Origin of the sequence: Peribacillus sp. NPDC097295, from assembly GCF_044761665.1 — a bacterium.
Lineage (GTDB): Bacteria > Bacillota > Bacilli > Bacillales > DSM-1321 > Peribacillus.
Window position 1 is genome coordinate 13,334 of the sequence record NZ_JBIWCW010000007.1, and the last position, 19,999, is coordinate 33,332.

Sequence of the window (19,999 nt, forward strand, 5' to 3'; positions counted from 1 at the left end):
AAAAAAACTAGAAATACCAGTTTTTTGTCCCTATTCCTTTTCAATTATTTATCTTTGAGTATCTCGTTGATTTTTTCTTTAAATATAGGCGCAAAACTTTCAGAATAAGAATTCGTTAAATGCCTATCATCTCGATGAATGACTATATTTCCAATGATAGGTTGGAATTCACCATTTATTTTAAAGTACTCTGTTAAATCGATTTTATGCAATGATTTATTCTCTTTTTCGAATTGTTTCCAAAAACTTTCGTCCTTTTGATTATCTGTTTCATTCATTTTTTTTGCGGTTTCTTTCTGTCCACTTGTTTCTAATGATTCCAACACATTAAAGTTATATCTTGGACTATCACGAATAGCCAATACTTCAATGTCATATTCATCTTTCACAAACTGCAGCTGATCAATCATTTGTTGTTGAATTTTCTTGCTAGACGTATCAGCAGCTGTGGATTGAGCAAGGATAAGGTCTACATCTTCATTCTTTAGATATTCTAGAGCATGTTTGACCCAGATACCCTTCATATCATCATCCGAATATCCCGTTGAAAAACGTGTACCTGAACGAGTGATGTTTAATATACGATACTTCTCATTTTTTGTTGCTTTCAATAGTCCACCTAACCAGTGTTCAGAATGGGAACTACCAACTAGAGCGATTGTAGCATCGTAATTTTCAGTTTCACCATATTCCCCAACTTTTAAATCACTATCCTTTAACCCTTGGTTACTTCCATCCAAATGAGCTTTCGGTAAATCATTAAAGACATCGGATAGGGCCGGCAATGGTTCTACATCAGGGATATCATCAGGATTTTTCACAGCTAATGCTCCTGGATAATTTTTTGCGCTCATTACTTTTTTTGGCTTGGATTGGTCGATATATATGTCGGTTACAAGAGAACCAAGTAAGAGTATATTTACACAACCAAGTATCGCAAGTCTCGAATATGAAAATTTATTGCTAGCCGAGCTTCGAATGGGTGCTTCTATATAACGTGTCATTAAATACGAAAGGATGACTGAACAAATAATAATTAGAAGTCCAGCAATGATTCCTGGAGTTTCCTCGACATTATAGCGATAAAACTCTAATATTACCCAATGCCATAAATAGATTCCAAAAGATATTCCACCTATTTTGGCCATTAAAGGGGAACCTAAAAATCTTTTGATACCATATTTTGTATCACGTGTACCTGACAAGACAATGAATAATGCGCAAGTCATTGGCCATAAGGCAACATACCCTGGAAACATTTCGGATACATTGAAAACTATTCCGGTTAAGATTAAGCCGATTAATCCTAGCCAACCTATTACTGTAGCAATATATTTATTTATCTTAATCGATGATAAATTGATACAGAGCAAGCTACCTAAAGCAAATTCCCATACACGTGTCATTGTTATGAAATAAGCCCAGGGTTGGTCGACAGCGGTTAAATAGATGGAGTAGATAAAGGAAGATATAAATAGTACTCCCAAAACAGTATTAATTAATGTTTTAACTTTAGTTAATTGATATTTTTTTATTATAAATAAAATTATACTAAATACTAAAAACCAAATGATATAAAACTGTCCTTGTATAGACAAAGCCCAAAAGTGTTCAACCGGTGACTTCATTTGGCTGGCATCTAAATAATCGGTGCTCGAAAAAGCGAGCTGCCAATTTTGATAAAAAAACATGGAAGCAAATACTTCACGTATCGTCTTACTTAAAATTGAGTCAGGTAATAAAAACCAACTTAAAATCAGGACAATCCCGAGAATGCAAAATACAGAAGGAAGCAACCTTTTCGCTAACTTTGTAAAATATGCTCTAAAACTCAATTTCCCTGTTCGATTAATTGTGGAGATAATGGAAGTAGTAATAAGGAAACCGGAAATGACAAAGAATACATCAACTCCACCGGAAACACGATTAAACCATATATGATACACAGCTACTAGTAAGGCAGCGATCACGCGTAACCCTTCGATTTCAGGTCTGAATTTCCTCTCAATATTAATTAAAGGTTTACTTGAAGGTTGATTTTGTTGTTGTTTTAATAATGGTTGGTTCATTTAATAATCTCCTATACTTTTTACTTGCTTTTTACTCACTTATACAATAATACATATAAATTTAAAATATTTCACTATAATTTAAGTTTCTGTCAATTGTAGAATAGTTGCTTGTATAAACATTGGAGGATATGTCCTTTCAGTTCTTACTCTATAAAATAAAGTAATGATGAATAGTGAGTTAAACCCATCTTATAGCCAGGCATACTTTTACAACGACTTGTAAGAGACATTAACTGAGAAACTCTAGGAAACAATCGAATTCGGAAAAGGTAATTCTACGCCGAAATGGGTAGGAAATGGATCAAGGGCGATTGTGGCAGGGGATAGATTTGGAAGGGGGTTTATTAGTTACTAGCATTTCAATAGAGTGCAAAGAATACAAGCCACCTATTCTCCACAAGTGGCTTGATTATGTTTTATATAGTTATCGTGGTACTTTGTCTATATTGGCAATTGTACCACCATCGACACGGATATCAGTCCCGGTGATATAGGATGCACCTTCGCTGATCAAGAATTCAACCACCGTGGCAATCTCCTTCGGTTCACCTTCACGGAGAAGCGGCGTATGATCCAGCATGACTTTCATTTGTTCTTGTTGGGAGGCTTCCTGCCGTCCCATTGGAGTATTGATCGTACCTGGAGAAAGGGAGACGATGCGCGCACCTTTTTGCCCCCATGCCCACGCTTGGTGTTCCACAATCAATAGAACGCCCAATTTGGATAAGCTATACGCAGCACCAGGGTTCCCTTGTGACATCTTTTCCATAGTCTCTATGAAATTTGGGGCCAAGGGGTTTTTTAGCACTTCTACATATGGGCCATCTTTAGGTACCATATGGCCACTCATGGATGAAATGCAGACTGCAACCGTCCCGGGTCGGGCTATTTTCAGGAATTCATCTAATATAATGCCTGTACCTATTAAATTCACTTCCGTTATGCGTTTTGAATCTCCCATTGTAGGAGATAATCCGGCCGTATTGATAATGGACTTTAACGTACCTAATGACTTCGCTTTATTCGCTAAAGCTCTAACATTTTCCGCATCAGTAATATCTACCGTTTGGATATGGACATTCTCCATGCCTTTTGTTACTAATTCTTCTTTAGTTTGGATTAAGCGATCTTCATTCACATCCGCCAAGAGCACCGTTCCTGTTTTGCCGACCAATTCAGCAATCGCTTTTCCCATACCACCTGTACCGCCTGTGATTACATGGACATTCGACATGATATCCCTTCTTCCTTATATGTAATTTTATGTTATTTTCAAATCAAGCCTACACAAAAGTACTAGGCCAATGCAAATGAAAAGTAGGAAAACTTGTAGGTGTAAAAGGGCATCCTCCAAAAAGCGGAATGGATAAGGAAAAGCCAACTCTGGTATGAGTTTGCTCTAGACTGTAGCTAAACTCGATGAAAAATGTGTTTGTTTATATTTATGGCTTGTACAATGTGAACGTTGATTTCCACTTCAGGCACTCGCTTTCCGCGGGCGGTCGGGGAGCCTCCTCGGCTTCGCCTGTGGTGTCTCCCCCTAGACGCGCATTTCCCGCAGGAGTCTCGTACCTTCCGTTCCAATCCACTTTGCATGATCAGCAAGTAAAATCTATATATTCGAAGCGTAAAATAACGATTGAGTATGTTTCGCGGGCAAAAGAGTATGGGGTGGATTACTTTAAAGGACTTTTAAAAAAATAGGCGATGCTCTTTTGTCGATAAACTGAAGCCAACTCTGGTATGAGTTTGCTCTAGACTGTAGCTAAACTCGATGAAAAATGTGTTGGTTTATATTTATGGCTTGTACAATGTGAACGTTGATTTTCACTTCAGGCACTCGCTTTCCGCGGGCGGTCGGGGTGCCTCCTCGGCTTTGCCTGTGGTGTCTCCCCCTAGACGCGCATTTCCCGCAGGAGTCTCGTACCTTCCGTTCCAATCCACTTTGCATGATCAGCAAGTAAAATCTATAGATTCGAAGCATAAAATAACGATTGAGTATGTTTCGCGGGCAAAAGAGTATGGGGTGGATTACTTTAAGGGACTTTTAAAAAAATAGGCGATGCTTTTTGTCGATCAACTGAAGCCAACTCTGGTATGAGTTGGCTCCTGTCTCTTTATTTCTCTAAGCTCCATAATCCGTAGGGGTTATAAAAAGGATGCGCTTCCTCGTACCTGAAGTCTTGTCGGCTAGTCAATGCATAGGTCGGGGCGTCCGATTTGATACGGAAGTCTTGGCCATTTGTGAAGGTGGGCCTTTCCCCTAGGTTGTAAAAATTAAAGGTACTCAGTAAGGTTACGGCATCTTTTGGGCTCATCGTATTTGGCGTGATTGCATCTGGGAGACCAAAAGCCTTCATGCCAAATGAACCATAGTGGTCGTCCTCCCCGATGATGGTGACGAAATGGGCATAAACCGGGATGACATCCGGGTTTTGCTGCAAATTGTTCCAGGCTTCCTTCGTGTGGGCCATGCCTGATGTTTCGATTTTTACAGCCAGGCCACCAGCTTTAAGAAGGGCGGATCCAGCATCGATCACGTCGACTACCGCTTGAAAGTCCGATACTTCCGCAATGATGTAGACTGTGAAGGTATGCTGGTCGATTTCGGTCAACAGACTTTCAGGGAATGCCCCTTTACTGGCATAATCGAAGGCCTCTTTTAAATGCGGTTCATAGTCATACACTTCAACATGGAAGGTCATGTCCTTCTCCCGGTTGTGCAAGATGCGTCCAGCCAACAGGTAGCCTTCACTTTTTGTAGCCACCGCCGTAATCAATTCCGTACGATCCTTCCATTTACCAGGTATTCCAATAATAATTTCCGTCATGATACACCTCGACTTTCTTTTTTAACTATACTACGTCTTCTGTGGGTTTGTCTTATTGTATAATAGTGGGAAGGGGCTACATATTCCATGTGAGTCGGCGCTTGCTTAAGTATCGTCTTCCTGATTTTTGCGATGATTTCTGTGGGGAAAAGGAACTGAAGATAGACGATATTCACCTTTCTATGAATGTATGCTTATTGTCATCATTCATAGTGTGTTGGACTTTTTCAAATTAATACAATTGATGTATAATATAAGCGAGTGATTGTATGTGATATCTGTACTGGAATATATTTTGTAGATTTCCTCAAGGTTCTATAAAAAAATGGTAAAGGATTTTGCCATATTAATTGATTTTTGTTATTCAATGATGAAAGAGAGTGGAATATAATGGGTCGTAAATGGAATAATATCAAGGAAAAAAAAGCGTCCAAAGATGCGAATACTAGCCGTATTTATGCGAAATTCGGACGTGAAATTTATGTGGTAGCCAAACAAGGTGAACCAGATCCTGAATCGAATCAGGCACTACGCGTTGTATTGGAACGTGCGAAAACGTACAATGTACCGAGAGCGATCATTGACCGTGCGATCGAGAAGGCAAAAGGCGGTTCTGAGGAGAACTATGATGAACTTCGTTATGAAGGCTTCGGTCCTAATGGTGCGATGGTGATTGTAGACGCGTTGACAAACAACGTCAATCGTACTGCATCGGATGTACGTGCTGCTTTCGGTAAAAATGGCGGGAACATGGGAGTCAGCGGATCGGTTGCCTATATGTTCGATGCCACAGCTGTTTTCGGTATAGAGGGTAAAAATTCTGAAGAAGTGCTTGAATTATTGATGGAAGCGGACGTAGATGTTCGTGACATCATCGATGAAGAAGAGTCGGTTATCGTGTATGCGGAACCGGATCAATACCATGCAGTGCAACAAGCATTCAAGGAAGCGGGCATTACGGAATTCACGGTTGCCGAGCTTACGATGCTTGCACAAAATGACGTAACCCTTCCTGCAGATGCGCAAGAACAATTCGAAAAAATGATCGACGCAATAGAGGACTTAGAAGACGTTCAACAAGTCTACCACAATGTGGACCTGGGTTGATTCAATAATAGCGGGCCTTTGAGATAGTTTCACAGGTCTTTTTTAGAAGAAAAATGTAGCCATAGAAAAAACATAATGCCCTTATGTTCATCATCGAACCTTTACTCATCTGGCCGCACAAAGCAAGTGTCATATTTGCTTTTGGTAAAGAGAAGCATTGGCAGACACTAAAATGCCCAATTTGGGTGTTTGTGTTTGATTGGGGGTCGTTATTAAATGAGTAATGAAGTCTTTGTGGCCATTTTCACTAGTTTCATGGGTGCTTTTGTTTGTATAATGGTAGCTATTAAAAGAAGGAAAGACAAAAAGAATTAGCCTAATAGACCTCAGTCAGCTGGAATAAAGTCGAAGATCAAATATTTGCGGGCCTGTGAGATAGTTTCACAGGTCTTTTTTTTTTGAGACAGTTCTATTAGTACTATATTTATAGATACATTCCCATAATTTTCATATATAATATTATAAAATACAAATTATGGGAAATGGTGATAGAATGAAGAATTTCATATGCGAAACTTGTGGAGTACAATATGAACGTTCAATGGAGGCACCTGAACAATGTGTAATTTGTAATGAAGAAAGGCAATTTGTGAATCCAAGTGGACAAACATGGACTACATTGGACCGTATGATTACAGAAGGAAAGTATAGGAATACGATCAAAAAGGATGAGGAAGGACTATACAGTTTAAATACTACTCCGGGTTTTGGAATTGGGCAAACGGCATATTTTTTACAAGATGAAGGATTTAATTTACTGTGGGATTGCATTACATATATTGATAAAGAGACTATTAATCGATTGGAAGAATTAGGCGGAATTCATGCCATTGCATTATCTCATCCCCATTATTATTCAACTCAGGTAGAGTGGGCTGAAACGTTTGATGTCCCGCTTTATATTCATGAGGATGATAGAGAATGGGTTATGAGGCAAAGTGATAAGATTATTTTCTGGTCTGGAGAGTCCCTTATATTACATGAAGGCGTCGTTCTTCACCGTTTTGGAGGACATTTTAAAGGTGGCACTGTTTTAGAATGGAAAAATGGGAACAATAAAAAAGGGATATTACTAACTGGGGATATTCTTCGCGTAGTGGACGACCGTCAATGGGTAAGTTTCATGTACAGTTATCCCAATTTCATTCCGTTACCACAGTCAACTGTTCAAAAAATCGCCATTCAAAGTAAGGGGTTAACGTTCAATCGATTATATGATGCTTTTCATCGCATCGTTAAAGAAGATGCAAATCGTTGCGTTCAAAACTCGGCCATCAGGTATGTGGAGGCATTAAATGGAACGTTGTTTACTACATAAAGTTTTTCGTATTATAGATTGGAGGATGTTTCATAAGAAAAAAGGGGCTGTCCCAGAAGTCAGGAAAATGACTTTTAGGGCAGAGCTTTTTTTTATGAGCAATCCAAAGATCACTACGGAAAACTATAACAGACAGTTCATGATCTTCTTCATTTACAATGGTCTGAAACTGTAGGGACTTATTAGACAGCCCCTACAGTTTTTTTGTTTCAAAATGGAAAGAAACCTTTTTTTCCACTGGATAAAATTTGATAAGGAAGAAACCAAAGAAAGTACAAAAAGTCCTGAGAGAAGTTATTATGTGAAAGATGAACGGACAAACACAGATAGCCTATTCATTCTACACGGCTTCGACCGGAAGGAACTATACGGGGAATAACCGGCCGGATTTACCTACAAAGGAGATAAAAATTTGCTAAAATACGTAATTACATACAAATTTAAATCAATTGATTAAGTGCCTTTTTAGTATAGGAAATATATATGGGTAATAAGTTGTTTTAATATATTAGTATTTTATGCCTCTATATTTGACAGGGTTATTATGTTATTTTAGAAAAATAGTAAAAATAGGGTTTGGAGTTGTTTTTGTACAATGAAATTTAAAAAAGGTATAATTTTTGTTATTTCACTAGTATTACTTTTTGGTATCGTACTATCACCGATATCTATTAAAACAAAGAGCTCTGCATATGCTGATGAATTACCAACAGAAGTTGAAAAGGGAAAAATCCTATCAGTTTTAGAGATTATACAAAATGGGATACAAGAAGAGGATAATAAAATACTATTAGACTTAGATTATGCTAAAATTAATGGATTATCTAGCACTGAAATTGATAATCTTAAACTAGCACTAGCAGATATTTCTGTTGAAGAGTTAAATGGGATTACAAATGAGTCAAAGTTTCTTGAAAAAGAAATTCATAAACAAGATGATATAATACAAATTGAGGAACTTACAGCTGAGGCCAAGGGACGCCATGCTGCTCCACCAACTGCACTTGAAAAAACGCTTAAAGTTATTTTTGGAACAATTGTTGGTATGACAATAGCAACTACTATTGTTCAAGATATGTACAAGTTGGGTGCCAATAAAGCTTGCCATAAATGGGGAAACAATCGACCTAAGGTTAAAAGTGCCTGTAAAACTCTAGGATACTGGTAAAATGATCGAGACTAAGGGGTGAACTTTTATGTTTAACGTACCTGAATTTTCGAGGGTGAAAAAATTAAAATTAGCTACACATTCATTACTTATATGTGTTCTATTAAGTTTAATCAGTTTAATCATTAATGATGTATTTTCTCTAGTGGTACATGAAAGAATTAATGTAAACCTATTCTTTATCCCTATTATTATGGTTTTTTGGATTTTAATCGCTATAAATAAACCTACTTATCAAAAGTAAAAAGAGAATCTAGCTTACCTAAACGGATACCTATAGATTGGACACTTAGAAAAAGTGTTTCTTCTATAGGTATTTTTTTAGAGAAGGGCAAGGTACGGGTTAAGGCAACCTTAAAAATATTAGAGAAAGAAAAGGCGCCTATACTGGGAAAATCTATTCTTTCTCAAAGATCTCAATTTAACCAACAGCCATAAGACATTTCAATTGATTCGTAAAACTATAGAAAAAACAACAAGAAGTGGGGATTATCTCTCCTACATTTTTTATTCCCAGGCAGGCATACATTCTGCTTTTAGCGACATTCTTTTAACAGGGAAGAGTCGCTCCAGGCATGCGACGCGTAGTTTTTGCGGGCCAGGACCTTCTTGATATAGCTCATTGTGGTCTTGGGAACGGCGTGTCCCAGGCTCTGTTGAATTCTACATAAAGCGGTTTCTGTTCGAGTATCGTATGAAGCACTTTCGGTTTAGCCCCTTTTTACAGAAAAAAGCCTGCTTTGATAAACAAAACAGGCTTTTTCGCATTTATTCTTTTACTTTAATTCCATAACGTTTGCGGTCTTGCTTCACTTTTTCCAATTCGGATAGGGTAACGAGCTGGTAGCCTTGCTGATCCAGCTTCTTGATGATTTCATCCGCGGCTTCAGCGCTGGTTTTGTAAATATCGTGCATGAGGATGATCTTACCATCCTCCGCTTTGTTCATGACTTTACGGACCACTTTCTTTTTGTTAAGGAGCTTCCAGTCTTCAGGGTCGATTTCCCAGAGGGTCACTTCCATGTCTCCTATATGCTTGCGGACCTCATCGTTGATCGCGCCATATGGTGGACGGATAAGGGTAGGTTCGTAGCCACTCGCTTTTTGGACTGCCAGTTGAGTTTTATTGATTTGACTTCTGATCTTTTTCTTGCTTAAACGTGTTAGCTGCGGATGATCCCAGGAATGGTTCCCTATTTCATTTCCTTGTGCAAGCATCTTTTGCAGAACGTCCGGATAATGATCCACCCGGCTTCCTAAGACAAAGAATGTCGCATGAGAGTGATGTTTCTTCAAAGACTTAAGGATGGCCGTGGTGTTCTTTGGATGTGGTCCATCATCGAATGTAAGAGCGATGACCTTTTGCGATGGGTCGATCCAATCATTCTTTGGAGGAAGCTTGGCGACGATGTGCTTAGGCTGCCTTTCCTTCACGCGGTCTTCATTCAATTCCTTACTCAGATATGTATCTAGCAAACTATCTTTGAACAGATCTTTTTTGATAGCTACGGTATGGATGGTGGATGAGTCGCCTTCTTTTTCTGGTTTCATGTAGAAAACTAACGTATTTTTCAGCACCGAAAAAGAATCAAAATTGGCCATTTTCGGATCTGTTATTTTCTTGATCAGGTCTTCGGAAAGGTGTTTGTCTTTCTTTTCACTTAATTCTTCAAAAGCGATATCGGATAAAACCGATAAAAAATCCGTATCAGAGTAAAAAATTTCATCTAAAGAGAGGATTTCTTGTGAGGGAATATCATAGGTGAAAATGTTATATTCCGATTGTTTTTTACCTGCAATTTGTTGATATTTATCGAAGGAAATTGTGACGGTTTGCTTGCTGAAATGAAGGATTTCATACGTGATGTTCAACTCAGAAGAAGCTTTCCCATCGACATCCTTCCATTTCTTTTGATAATCCTTTATTTCTTTATGAATATAGGCTTCTAGTTCCTCATCGATTGATTCTTGGTGGAATACCGGCCTGCTTACTGAATATCCACCCTTCGTATAATCGTTGACGTCCGTTTGAATATCGGCGTCCGGATAATTTTTATCTATGGAATAGGCTGACACCGTATGTTTATTTTTCATAAGTTTAATAGCCAATCCTGATAATCCCAAAACCACTGTCAGACATAAAAGAGAAATAAAGACTTTTTTATAATTTGATTTACTCATGATGTACCCCACCTCATGATAATTCTACTATAATGTAGATACAAAAGCCTTAAAAGTTTGTTAAAAAATTCATTTTTTTTAGGGGGATTTTTCCTAGGTGATTTCTAACTAGGATATGACGTTCCTTGGTCCTATAGAAGTGGTATTTATTATCAAAAAGGGATCGATCGTCGAATGATAAAAGCGTTCTTGGAGGAAGAATTCAACGTCCATGTTGAGCTTTGTTTCTAAGCGAACAAAGGTTAGAGAATTTTTGATTCACCGCTAGGGGAGTTAACCTTCATTAGATCAAGTTCGAGCCTTAATTTCTCTGTTTCTATCAGATAGTTTTCATGTTTGAGTTTTTCTAGTTCGATTTCGTCTTTAAGCATGTTGTGTTTGGTTTTGGTTTGTTGTTGAAAATGGTCTGTCACGATTGCAACAATAGGAATAGAGAAGATCATAATAACGGTTACGGTGGCTACCATACTTTTTCCCCCTTGGTAATTAGGACTTTATTTCTTCTTTATATTATACGACTGTGGTTGTATTTAGGGGATTTTTTTACAATGAATGTTAAATAAAATTGAACAGGCTGGATTGTAAAAGGGAAGGGGGAGGTTAAAATAAAACCTACAGGAACAGCAGAGCGAAAAGGAAAAGGATTACTTGGGATGGCCATTATGCTGAACTGATCTTTTTATTCGTTTTTTTCTCAGGAATTCTTGCTAAGCTGCACGACTATATAGGTGCGGCTACATGCTTGATGATTGGGTTGGGCAGTTTGTTTATCAGCGTTTATTTACTGGCAAAAAAATTATACTTTGCCATCTCGTTATTTATCATTCTTTTTTCGATATTGATCATCTTTTTCACGTTCGTTGCTTATTTTTTACCGGAAGCTGGCTATCCACCGCCCATTCGTTTGTTCTTTTAAGTTGCCCTGGAATGAATGGAGTTTAATCATTTTACAAAGCTGGTAAATTGTTCGATTAAACGTAATTTCACCCGTTCCAATAATGGTATAATATGCTAAAAAAGGGGGTGCAATGATGAGGCTTTGTTTTATTGGCGGAGGAAACCCTTCAGCTGAGGAACTGGATGATGTGATGAATTATTTAAATCATCATGATGAAGGGGGAAGTAAAGTCTTAATCATTCCTTTTGCAACGGAAGATTCAAAAATTGATAAATGGTTTAACTCTGCAAAGAAATCATTTGGGGATATAGGGATAGAGCCTATTAAACTACTCGATTATCAACTGACAAATCAAGAAATGAAAAATGAAATAAAAGACCATGATGTTCTTTATTTTTCTGGCGGAAGACCGGAGAAGTTAATGGAAAGCCCGAAACACAGATAATAAGGGGGGTGGATTTAGTGGATTTTAGTGTAGAAGTTCACTATGATGGCGCCAATGATGAAGAATTACTCCCTTTATCAAATGATAGGGATATATACGCCATCCCAAATGGCGGTGCAATATTTTGGGATCACGACGTAGTTACACCAATTCATAATGTTTCGCTTTTTAGAAAAGAAACGAAACAGATTATTGGAGAATACTAAATGAGTGCCGAGGGGGATATGGATTGAAATTCTTCTTGAAAGTAAATGTGGTCAGTATTCTCTATGCCCTTATACTATTTATTCCTCTTGAGCTAATGTTAAATGCTTATAGAATTAGCAGACTGACAACATGGGATATAGGGAATGTGAATATCTTCATCGGTTGGACGACTGTCGTTACGTTGATATCCGGGACCATCCTGATCTTTTTCTTAACAAAAAAGTGGATGGGCTTCCGAAAAGCGCAGTTCTGGACAGTTATCCTTTGGGCTCCCTATCTCGTTCTTTTTGTTGTGGCGTTGGCCTCTCTGTTTCCGATGATCGATGGAGGGGACGTACCTAATCCCGGTACAGGATTACTGATAATAGGGGCATTGATTGTCTATCCAATTTACATACTCATTATCAATTTTTTAGGTTATATAAGAGATGACAAAGAAGGTTGCTGAGGCAGCCTTTTTTTTGAACAGTTCTTTGTTTCTAATAAACGTTCATTGTCCTCATAAATGAAAAGATGATAAATGGTATGATTAATAAGAAATGGTACAGAACGTAGTAGGGGGAAAAGTTTCTTGAAAATAGTTAAAGTTATCTTAGCAATCATTGTTATTATTCTAGCAAGTTATAGTCTTATTACGGATGCCGACTTATTGCCGTATTATATGTTTTTCTTAGGTGCACTTGTATTGGTAACCGGATTAGGTGAACTTCAGAAAGACAGAAAAGGCTTTAAAGGATATTTGAGCATTGGTATTGCTTTCTTTGTTTTCTTAGTTTCCATCCAGAGTTTCTTCATGAACTGACAGGTAGGCAGTTCATGAAGGGAAGAGCACTGAATTGTATAAGGGCATGTTTTGATCAATCTTTTTCAAAACATGCTCTTTTTTTGTTGAAACTCAGAAGTTCATAGCTTGTTTATCGTTTGTACCGTTCATCCTTTGACTTATCCTCCATATTATTCTTCTCCTTGTACTTTAAAGAGAATTTCATGCTGCTGCTCAATTTCATCTTTCATTTAATTCTTGTTCTTCTTTTTCATTCATTGAAAAATCGCCTCCCATTCTGATATACCGATAAGTACGTTTAAGTAATCCTCGTAAACTAAAAAGGATTTATTTGTAAATGTCTATTTGGATTTGATAATCTAGATAATTAAGAAGGTGGGGTTGAACGACTCAACAAACACAGTGAACGTTCAAGTTTACTTCTACACGGGAGAAGCCATACAAGTTTAGAAAAGGACAAGAAGTAAAGATAGCTTTCTTGGATGGTAAATCGATTACGGGTGCGATTCATTAATTATCTAAATATTATTGTCCTAGAGTTAGAAGGAGAACTAATCTCCATCTTTTTTTATACCGATAATAGGGATTTATGTTAACTAGATACTATTTTATTTTGCACTAAACATTAAAGGGGGGCACAACCAATGAACAAAACAGACCGTTTGTTAGCCATCGTGCTGGAGCTGCAACGTAAAGAAGTTGTACGGGCCGAAGATTTGGCGACCCTATTTGAAACTAGCGTGCGGACCACCTACCGCGACATTCAGGCGCTGAGTGAAGCGGGCGTGCCAATCATAGGAGCCCCTGGGACAGGATATTCCCTGATGGATGGATATTTCCTCCCGCCGATCGGTTTCACGGTACCAGAAGCCGTGAGCTTGCTGATTGGAACGGACTTTATCGAACAACGATTTGATGATGATTATCGTGTCAGGGCTCAAGCAGCCCGCGGCAAAATTGAGGCCATTCTACCGGAGAGCATTCGCAATGAAACATCTCGTGTACGCAAGGCTATGCGTTTGCTCATTTCTGATAAACAGGTCAGGCAGTCAAAAGAAAAGGAATATCTAGAAAAGATTCGTCGAGCGATATTAGACGTGCAAAAGATCAGCTTTCATTATGCAAAAAGACTTGCAGATTCCGAAGGGAATCGCCATAGTGTTCGTACGGTTGCTCCCTATGGATTGGTGCTCGTTCAAGGATCGTGGATGCTTGTGGCCAGGTGTGATCTGCGCCAAGAAATTCGCCATTTCCGTTTGTCCCGAATGACGGAACTTATCAATCTGGAAGAACGATTCGAACTACCGGCGCATTTTGATTTATGGGAGTATACCCCACCGGATGATAGGCACTTGCGAGTTCGCCTTCGATTTAACCATGACATCGCGGATAAGGTGAAGGAATCGAACTATCATTACATGGAGGATATGGAAGAGCTTCAAGATGGATTGCATGTGGTCTTACGCGTTCATCAACTGGACCAATTGTTGCAATGGGTGCTTGGCTGGGGAGCGGGTGTGATTGTATTAGAGCCAGAATCATTCCGAAATCGGATTCGTGAGGAAACCAAAAATATGTTAAAACGCTACTGACATACAGTTGTCAGTAGCGTTAGTTTATAATCGGAGTAAGTAAACATAAAGGGGTGAGAGATAAATACGAAGTATGTCTTGCATCGGTTAGGGGACACCACCAATCAACATCCACAGGAATTCATTCATTTCACTATGGGTCAATTAAGCAGCAGCCAGGCATGGAAGGATGGTCGTAGCACCAAATGTTTCAGTTTCTGATTAAATCATGCCTTTACGAAAAATATACAACATGGGTAAGAATCAGTGAACGTCGGTTAACCCGCAAAGTAGGTTACTTAGAAATGGAAAAACCAAGCCTTCAAATGGGCTGATTGATGTTTGAGGAAAGGAAAAGTTCTGAAAATCAAGATGGAAAAGGGTGGTTTAAAAGTCTTTCTTTATCTTAAAGCATTAAGTGAATTGTTCCGACAATGATTGTCCTTGGAACTTTTGTGACCTATTTTTTATAACTACTTTGCTTCTAACTGAAGCTTCGCTGGTTCTAGCCCAAATTGATAGGATACGATATTGTATCATTTATTATAGGAAGGATGGTATCTTATGAATTTTGCTTCTATACGCATCATTACCGACGACGTGGATCGTCTTGTCAAGTTCTATGAGAAAGTCATGGGTGTTTCGGCGGAACGCCCCGCGCCTGTCTTTGCCGAACTCGTTGTGCCATCGTGCACCCTGGCGATTGGCCACTCCCAGACGGTGCCACTGTTCGGCGCAGGTTCCGCAGTGGCGGCGGACAATCACTCTGTCATCATCGAGTTCCGCGTCCTCGATGTCGATGCCGAATACGAGCGCTTGAAGCCGTTTGTCAACGAGTGGGTAAAGGAACCGACCATGATGCCGTGGGGGAACCGTGCTATGTCGTTCCGTGATCCCGACGGAAACCTCATTAACCTCTTCGAGACGGTGACTGAGGAAGCAATCATACGGTTCAGCGGTAGGGGTTAAATTTGGGGAGTGGAAAATATATGGCCATTTTGGCCGAATGTGCCGATAACATCGTCTTCCAGGTCTGAGCTGCCTTTAAGACAGCGGTTTTTCCTTTATGGACTAACGGGTGCATTGAACAAGGAGACATCTTAAAGGACCAAAAAAGTGGTCCTGTTCATTTGTTATGATCAATCGGAATGAAATCGGAGTTTTAGTGAAAGACACTGAATGATTTCAATACAATGTCCTTCGTGGCTTTGTAAAACCAGTAGCCAAACGCTTTCCGTAACGTATGGTTGCCGACATGCTCCACGCCATGGATGTGTAACAGAGGGATACTTATGAGGAAACTTATGAAATTAGAACGATTGATCTCTATGATTTACAAGCAGTTGAACAACGAATTTCTTTCCGCTACAAGGTAAAACGGAACTATGCAGAATGCTCATTTATTAAAAAAACGGAGGAGTTCAGATTGAAAACTTTTTGCAGTAAAACTAAGCTCACGATTTTTATGAATAATTAGACCATGCGAAAAAATCATTTTGGAATTAAAAGGAAGTAGCTTTAGTGTACCAGTCTTTAGTTCGTTGTTGATAGCTATTTCAGGGAGTAAAGCAAAACCTTTTCCACAGCTTACATATTGTTTTATCATCTCAAGACTAGGTAGCTCTAACGCATCTTTTACTATAATCCCGGCATCTTTTAAAACATCTACAGCAGTCGTATGATACAAACAAGATGTGCCGTTACTGATAAATAATTCGTCGTTTAGAATCTGGACTCCCTCATTTCTTACTTTCTGAGTTATATCCTCGGATGCAGCAAAAACGATCGTCTCTTCCATATATGGATAGAACAGAATTTCATGGCGATTCGGATTTTGAGGAACAATTCCAAAATCCAGCTCATAATCCAGCACGCCATTTAAGATGTCTTGATACGATCCATGTTCAATACGCAAATTTACGCTTGGAGAATTTCTCGTGTATTCCTGAACAAAGGGTAGCATTCGGGTAAGAAAAAAAGATTCCTGTGTTCTAATACGTATCGTTCCGCATGGCTGATTCAGTTCATTCATACTTTCTTTAAGGGATTGACTTAAGTGAACATACTGATAAGCAAATTTTGAAAAGATCTTCCCCGCTTCCGTAAGTTCAATCCCTCGTGGATATCGATGAAACAGTTTTTGTCCGCAAATTTTCTCCAACTGTTGGATATGAGTGGTTACTGTGGACTGAACATAACCTAAGCGATCCGCTGCTCGACTGAAACTTTTCTCTTCATGTAAGGCAATAAACGCCAGAAAAAACCGTCCTTCTAATGAACCTATCACATCGTTCCACCTTTCTCTATTCCAATTTGAAATAGCAGACATTCGATTTATTCGTTAGTCAAATTTATATATTTATTATACGATAACCTTAGTTCGAAACCAATTACTTCCATACCATCAATAGATTCAGAAGGAGATGAAAAAAATGAAGACTAGTTATCATCAGCAAAAAGTTGGAGATGTCGAAGTTTTTTATCGTGAAGCCGGCCCTATGGACGGTCCAGTTATTTTATTATTACACGGGTTTCCATCTTCAAGTCATATGTTTCGCGACCTAATTCCCAAACTGGCAGAACAATACCGTGTTATTGCCCCAGATCTCGCTGGATTCGGTCATACAATAACTCCTACGCGCAGTCAATTTAACTTCACATTTGACAGCCTGTACCAAGTTGTTGAAGGTTTTACTGAAGCATTAGGTCTAAACCAGTATGTGCTTTATGTGTTTGATTACGGTGCACCTGTTGGTTATCGTTTGGCTATGGCTCACCCACAAAGAGTTCAAGCAATTATTAGTCAGAATGGCAACGCTTATACTGAGGGATTTAGTGACGCATGGGGATCTTGGGAGACGTATTGGCACTCTCCAACACCTGAAAATCGTGAGGCATGCCGCGACTCCTTGAGCCCTGAGACCATTCGCAACTTTCAGTATCTACATGGAGCTGATGCTAGCCTTGTATCACCAGACGGCTATTCCTTGGATATTGCTTACATGTCGCGCCCGGAAGCTGAAGAAATCCAACTGGACTTGATTCTTGATTATAGAACAAATGTTGATCTTTATCCTGACTTTCAGGCTTATTTCCGAAAGTATCAACCTAAACTGTTAGCGGTATGGGGTAAAAATGATCCTGCTTTCCTCCCAGCTGGAGCTGAAGCTTATAAGCGTGATATTCCATCTGCGGAAGTCCATTTACTTGATACTGGGCATTTTGCTGTCGAAACACATGCTAAAGAGATTAGTGAGTTAATTCACCAATTTCTAAAAAAAATATTTATAACAAATCAAGGTAAGAGCCAAATTATGTCCAAGAGCTAAATTTTATAAATGGTATTGTTCATGAGATTTGGAACTGTTCTATAGAGACTTGGCTAGCAAAGAAACATCGAAGGCCTATCTCAAAGGTTCCTATGCTAAGGCAGCTGAGTTTTTGATTAAGGTATTAGCCAAGAGTAGATCCTACTCAGCTCTTCTACCTTTTTGAGATACTTGATGCCCCACTTATACATTTCATAGTAAAACAGGAAGTAAATCTTCTTCATCTTTTACTAGAAACGCCCCGTTTGATAGGAAAATAACGGGGCGTTTCTTTTCCAAAAGAATATGCCGTATATATCAAAGATAATTCATAGTTAAGTAAACTCCTTTTTTTACCAGTTTATATGATTCTAAAAATGTAATATAATTCTTTAATTAGAAAGAATTTCTCTAAAAGGAGCCACTTACTTTGTGCGAAATTAAATTATATAGAGAATTAGAACTGAAAATTAAACATCTTAGGAATATCCTTATAGAAACAGGGGTCCAAAAAGGTCTAAACCATAAGGAAACACTGACATGTAGCCAAAGACTGGACCAATTGATCTTAAAACAGTTTCAAATCACTAAGCAATAGATACTAGGTAATCAGGACGGCATAGACCTTATCAATACAATCCGCGATATACAATGTCGCGGATTGTTTGCGTTTGGACTTTCGTGGTGAGCTTGAGCAAGCACGTTCAAAAAATAAAGCTCATTTTAATAGATATACAATAAAATGAGCTTTCTATTGTATGATAATACATAAAATAACAATTTATCCTTGGTGCGGGGAGTGTGGTCTATGAAATTAGTTTGTGAGTCTAAGAATATGAAGGATTATCTACTTGAATTAAACGAGGTTAATTATTCTAGTCAGATCGTAGAGTTAAAAGTGAATGAACTCTTTGATCCAACTCATACAGACATGGAAAAAGCAAAAGTAGCATATGAATTCGTTCGAGATGAAATAGCTCATTCGTGGGATATCCAAGGGACACGGGTTACATGTAACGCATCGGATGTATTAGCCTTTAAGGAGGGTATTTGCTACGCAAAATCGAATCTATTGGCAGCTTTATTACGTTCGCAAGGGATACCAACAGGTTTCTGTTATCAACGATTGATGTTATTTGATACTCCAGAGAAAGGGCATTGTATTCATGCCTTGAATGCTGTTTTCTTTCAATCTATTAATAAATGGATAAGGCTTGATGCTCGTGGAAATAACAAGGGAATTCATGCGCTATTTTCGTTGGATGAAGAAAAGTTAGCGTTCACTACCCAAGAGGAATGTGGCGAGAAAGATTATCCTGTTATTTATGTAAAGCCACATCCAAAAACCGTAGCTGTATTAGAAGAATATACAAATGCAATCGAGATGTATAAATATCATTTACCAGAGAGTTTATTATGAATAAATACAAAGTCATTTTATTTGATTTAGATGGAACACTCTCTGACCCGAAGGTAGGAATAACTAAATCGGTTCAATATGCATTACAAAAAATGAATATTGTTGAGCCTGATCTTAATAAGCTTCAATGTTTTATTGGCCCACCACTACAGGTTTCTTTTGTGGAATATTACAATTTTGACGAGAAAAACACACAAAAGGCGATTGGATTATATAGGGAGAGGTTTAAGGAAAAGGGAATGTACGAGAATGTTTTATATTCAAATATTGCCTCGTTATTGCAAACGTTAACTGAACGACAATTTAGTTTAGTTGTAGCAACTTCAAAGCCGACTGTATTCGCTGAACAAATACTAAAGTACTTTCATATTGACCAATATTTTGAACGTATTGTAGGAAGTAACCTTGATGGAACAAGAGCGTCAAAAACTGAAATCATTCAATATATACTAGATAAGTACAAGGAATATACGCTGAGTAACTTTATAATGATTGGCGACAGGAAACACGATATTATTGGTGCAAATAACACTGGAATCGACTCTATTGGAGTAACTTATGGATATGGTACATTCGATGAACTTAGTCATTCCAACCCAACTCATATTGTTGAAAGCGTAAGCCAGTTAAAGGATATTTTAATGGGTAGTCGATTCAACTAAAGAGCTTGAACGAAATTTCATTTCAAA

At 38.4% G+C, this 19,999-nt stretch carries 20 protein-coding genes; 14 read left to right on the top strand and 6 right to left on the bottom strand.

The features are described from left to right. Positions 1 to 44: 44 nt before the first annotated feature. From ACIQXN_RS13450 to ACIQXN_RS13460, 3 genes are all read right to left on the bottom strand, one after another. Positions 45 to 2,069, bottom strand: a complete 2,025-nt coding sequence (locus ACIQXN_RS13450; protein WP_402967169.1) for an acyltransferase family protein — start codon at positions 2,067 to 2,069, stop codon at positions 45 to 47. Between the two features lie 427 nt (positions 2,070 to 2,496). Further along, positions 2,497 to 3,306, bottom strand: coding sequence for an SDR family oxidoreductase (locus tag ACIQXN_RS13455; protein WP_402967171.1), 810 nt, complete (start codon positions 3,304 to 3,306; stop codon positions 2,497 to 2,499). An 883-nt stretch (positions 3,307 to 4,189) separates the two neighbouring features. Further along, the gene (locus ACIQXN_RS13460) at positions 4,190 to 4,903 is read right to left on the bottom strand and encodes an endopeptidase (RefSeq protein ID WP_402967173.1); all 714 of its coding nucleotides are present in this window, start codon (positions 4,901 to 4,903) and stop codon (positions 4,190 to 4,192) included. 390 nt (positions 4,904 to 5,293) lie between these two features. Between ACIQXN_RS13460 and ACIQXN_RS13465 the strand changes: the two genes are divergently transcribed. From ACIQXN_RS13465 to ACIQXN_RS13475, 3 genes are all read left to right on the top strand, one after another. Next, entirely contained in the window at positions 5,294 to 6,010 is a 717-nt protein-coding gene (locus ACIQXN_RS13465) for a YebC/PmpR family DNA-binding transcriptional regulator (RefSeq protein ID WP_402967175.1), read from the top strand. A 493-nt stretch (positions 6,011 to 6,503) separates the two neighbouring features. Beyond that, positions 6,504 to 7,328: an MBL fold metallo-hydrolase gene (locus ACIQXN_RS13470; protein ID WP_402967177.1), complete on the top strand. Its 825-nt coding sequence runs from the start codon at positions 6,504 to 6,506 to the stop codon at positions 7,326 to 7,328. A 595-nt stretch (positions 7,329 to 7,923) separates the two neighbouring features. Further along, positions 7,924 to 8,496: a hypothetical protein gene (locus tag ACIQXN_RS13475; protein ID WP_402967179.1), complete on the top strand. Its 573-nt coding sequence runs from the start codon at positions 7,924 to 7,926 to the stop codon at positions 8,494 to 8,496. Positions 8,497 to 9,264: 768 nt separating this feature from the next. Here the strand turns inward: ACIQXN_RS13475 and ACIQXN_RS13480 are convergent. Both ACIQXN_RS13480 and ACIQXN_RS13485 read right to left on the bottom strand, forming a co-directional pair. After that, positions 9,265 to 10,677: a polysaccharide deacetylase family protein gene (locus ACIQXN_RS13480; protein ID WP_402967181.1), complete on the bottom strand. Its 1,413-nt coding sequence runs from the start codon at positions 10,675 to 10,677 to the stop codon at positions 9,265 to 9,267. Between the two features lie 242 nt (positions 10,678 to 10,919). Beyond that, positions 10,920 to 11,144: a hypothetical protein gene (locus ACIQXN_RS13485; RefSeq protein ID WP_402967183.1), complete on the bottom strand. Its 225-nt coding sequence runs from the start codon at positions 11,142 to 11,144 to the stop codon at positions 10,920 to 10,922. A 275-nt stretch (positions 11,145 to 11,419) separates the two neighbouring features. On the opposite strand from ACIQXN_RS13485, the gene ACIQXN_RS13490 reads away from it, so the two are divergent. The 7 genes from ACIQXN_RS13490 (at position 11,420) to ACIQXN_RS13520 (ending at position 15,551) form a co-directional block, all read left to right on the top strand. Then, the gene (locus ACIQXN_RS13490) at positions 11,420 to 11,593 is read left to right on the top strand and encodes a hypothetical protein (RefSeq protein ID WP_402967185.1); all 174 of its coding nucleotides are present in this window, start codon (positions 11,420 to 11,422) and stop codon (positions 11,591 to 11,593) included. Between the two features lie 115 nt (positions 11,594 to 11,708). Next, on the top strand, positions 11,709 to 12,020 hold the full coding sequence (locus ACIQXN_RS13495; protein ID WP_402967187.1) for a Type 1 glutamine amidotransferase-like domain-containing protein: 312 nt from the start codon (positions 11,709 to 11,711) through the stop codon (positions 12,018 to 12,020). Positions 12,021 to 12,037: 17 nt separating this feature from the next. After that, positions 12,038 to 12,226 carry a hypothetical protein gene (locus ACIQXN_RS13500; protein ID WP_402967189.1) on the top strand — a complete coding sequence of 63 codons (189 nt, stop codon included), beginning with the start codon at positions 12,038 to 12,040 and terminating at the stop codon, positions 12,224 to 12,226. 23 nt (positions 12,227 to 12,249) lie between these two features. Continuing rightward, complete coding sequence (locus tag ACIQXN_RS13505) at positions 12,250 to 12,675, top strand: hypothetical protein (RefSeq protein ID WP_402967191.1); 426 nt, start codon at positions 12,250 to 12,252, stop codon at positions 12,673 to 12,675. A gap of 123 nt (positions 12,676 to 12,798) precedes the next feature. Further along, positions 12,799 to 13,029 carry a DUF3953 domain-containing protein gene (locus ACIQXN_RS13510; protein ID WP_402967193.1) on the top strand — a complete coding sequence of 77 codons (231 nt, stop codon included), beginning with the start codon at positions 12,799 to 12,801 and terminating at the stop codon, positions 13,027 to 13,029. A 626-nt stretch (positions 13,030 to 13,655) separates the two neighbouring features. Continuing rightward, positions 13,656 to 14,603 (top strand): helix-turn-helix transcriptional regulator, encoded by a 948-nt coding sequence (locus tag ACIQXN_RS13515; protein ID WP_402967195.1) that lies wholly within the window; start codon positions 13,656 to 13,658, stop codon positions 14,601 to 14,603. A 543-nt stretch (positions 14,604 to 15,146) separates the two neighbouring features. After that, entirely contained in the window at positions 15,147 to 15,551 is a 405-nt protein-coding gene (locus ACIQXN_RS13520) for a VOC family protein (RefSeq protein WP_402967197.1), read from the top strand. A gap of 427 nt (positions 15,552 to 15,978) precedes the next feature. Here ACIQXN_RS13520 and ACIQXN_RS13525 read toward each other — a convergent pair whose 3' ends face one another. Next, entirely contained in the window at positions 15,979 to 16,869 is an 891-nt protein-coding gene (locus tag ACIQXN_RS13525) for a LysR family transcriptional regulator (RefSeq protein ID WP_402967199.1), read from the bottom strand. Between the two features lie 145 nt (positions 16,870 to 17,014). Between ACIQXN_RS13525 and ACIQXN_RS13530 the strand changes: the two genes are divergently transcribed. The 4 genes from ACIQXN_RS13530 (at position 17,015) to ACIQXN_RS13545 (ending at position 19,972) form a co-directional block, all read left to right on the top strand. Further along, entirely contained in the window at positions 17,015 to 17,911 is an 897-nt protein-coding gene (locus ACIQXN_RS13530) for an alpha/beta fold hydrolase (protein ID WP_402967202.1), read from the top strand. Between the two features lie 409 nt (positions 17,912 to 18,320). Beyond that, positions 18,321 to 18,488, top strand: a complete 168-nt coding sequence (locus ACIQXN_RS13535; RefSeq protein ID WP_402967204.1) for an aspartyl-phosphate phosphatase Spo0E family protein — start codon at positions 18,321 to 18,323, stop codon at positions 18,486 to 18,488. 210 nt (positions 18,489 to 18,698) lie between these two features. After that, positions 18,699 to 19,310, top strand: coding sequence for a transglutaminase-like domain-containing protein (locus tag ACIQXN_RS13540; protein WP_402967206.1), 612 nt, complete (start codon positions 18,699 to 18,701; stop codon positions 19,308 to 19,310). Next, complete coding sequence (locus ACIQXN_RS13545; protein ID WP_402967208.1) at positions 19,307 to 19,972, top strand: HAD family hydrolase; 666 nt, start codon at positions 19,307 to 19,309, stop codon at positions 19,970 to 19,972. Before ACIQXN_RS13540 ends, ACIQXN_RS13545 begins: the two co-directional genes overlap by 4 nt. The last annotated feature ends 27 nt before the right edge of the window (positions 19,973 to 19,999 follow it).

Coding starts and splice junctions, on each gene's coding strand:
- ACIQXN_RS13485 (WP_402967183.1), bottom strand. CDS start 11,144: ATGGTAGCCACCGTAACCGTTATTATGATCTTCTCTATTCCTATTGTT.
- ACIQXN_RS13520 (WP_402967197.1), top strand. CDS start 15,147: ATGAATTTTGCTTCTATACGCATCATTACCGACGACGTGGATCGTCTT.
- ACIQXN_RS13495 (WP_402967187.1), top strand. CDS start 11,709: ATGAGGCTTTGTTTTATTGGCGGAGGAAACCCTTCAGCTGAGGAACTG.
- ACIQXN_RS13465 (WP_402967175.1), top strand. CDS start 5,294: ATGGGTCGTAAATGGAATAATATCAAGGAAAAAAAAGCGTCCAAAGAT.
- ACIQXN_RS13450 (WP_402967169.1), bottom strand. CDS start 2,069: ATGAACCAACCATTATTAAAACAACAACAAAATCAACCTTCAAGTAAA.
- ACIQXN_RS13545 (WP_402967208.1), top strand. CDS start 19,307: ATGAATAAATACAAAGTCATTTTATTTGATTTAGATGGAACACTCTCT.
- ACIQXN_RS13470 (WP_402967177.1), top strand. CDS start 6,504: ATGAAGAATTTCATATGCGAAACTTGTGGAGTACAATATGAACGTTCA.
- ACIQXN_RS13460 (WP_402967173.1), bottom strand. CDS start 4,903: ATGACGGAAATTATTATTGGAATACCTGGTAAATGGAAGGATCGTACG.
- ACIQXN_RS13530 (WP_402967202.1), top strand. CDS start 17,015: ATGAAGACTAGTTATCATCAGCAAAAAGTTGGAGATGTCGAAGTTTTT.
- ACIQXN_RS13540 (WP_402967206.1), top strand. CDS start 18,699: ATGAAATTAGTTTGTGAGTCTAAGAATATGAAGGATTATCTACTTGAA.
- ACIQXN_RS13480 (WP_402967181.1), bottom strand. CDS start 10,677: ATGAGTAAATCAAATTATAAAAAAGTCTTTATTTCTCTTTTATGTCTG.
- ACIQXN_RS13455 (WP_402967171.1), bottom strand. CDS start 3,306: ATGTCGAATGTCCATGTAATCACAGGCGGTACAGGTGGTATGGGAAAA.
- ACIQXN_RS13515 (WP_402967195.1), top strand. CDS start 13,656: ATGAACAAAACAGACCGTTTGTTAGCCATCGTGCTGGAGCTGCAACGT.
- ACIQXN_RS13475 (WP_402967179.1), top strand. CDS start 7,924: ATGAAATTTAAAAAAGGTATAATTTTTGTTATTTCACTAGTATTACTT.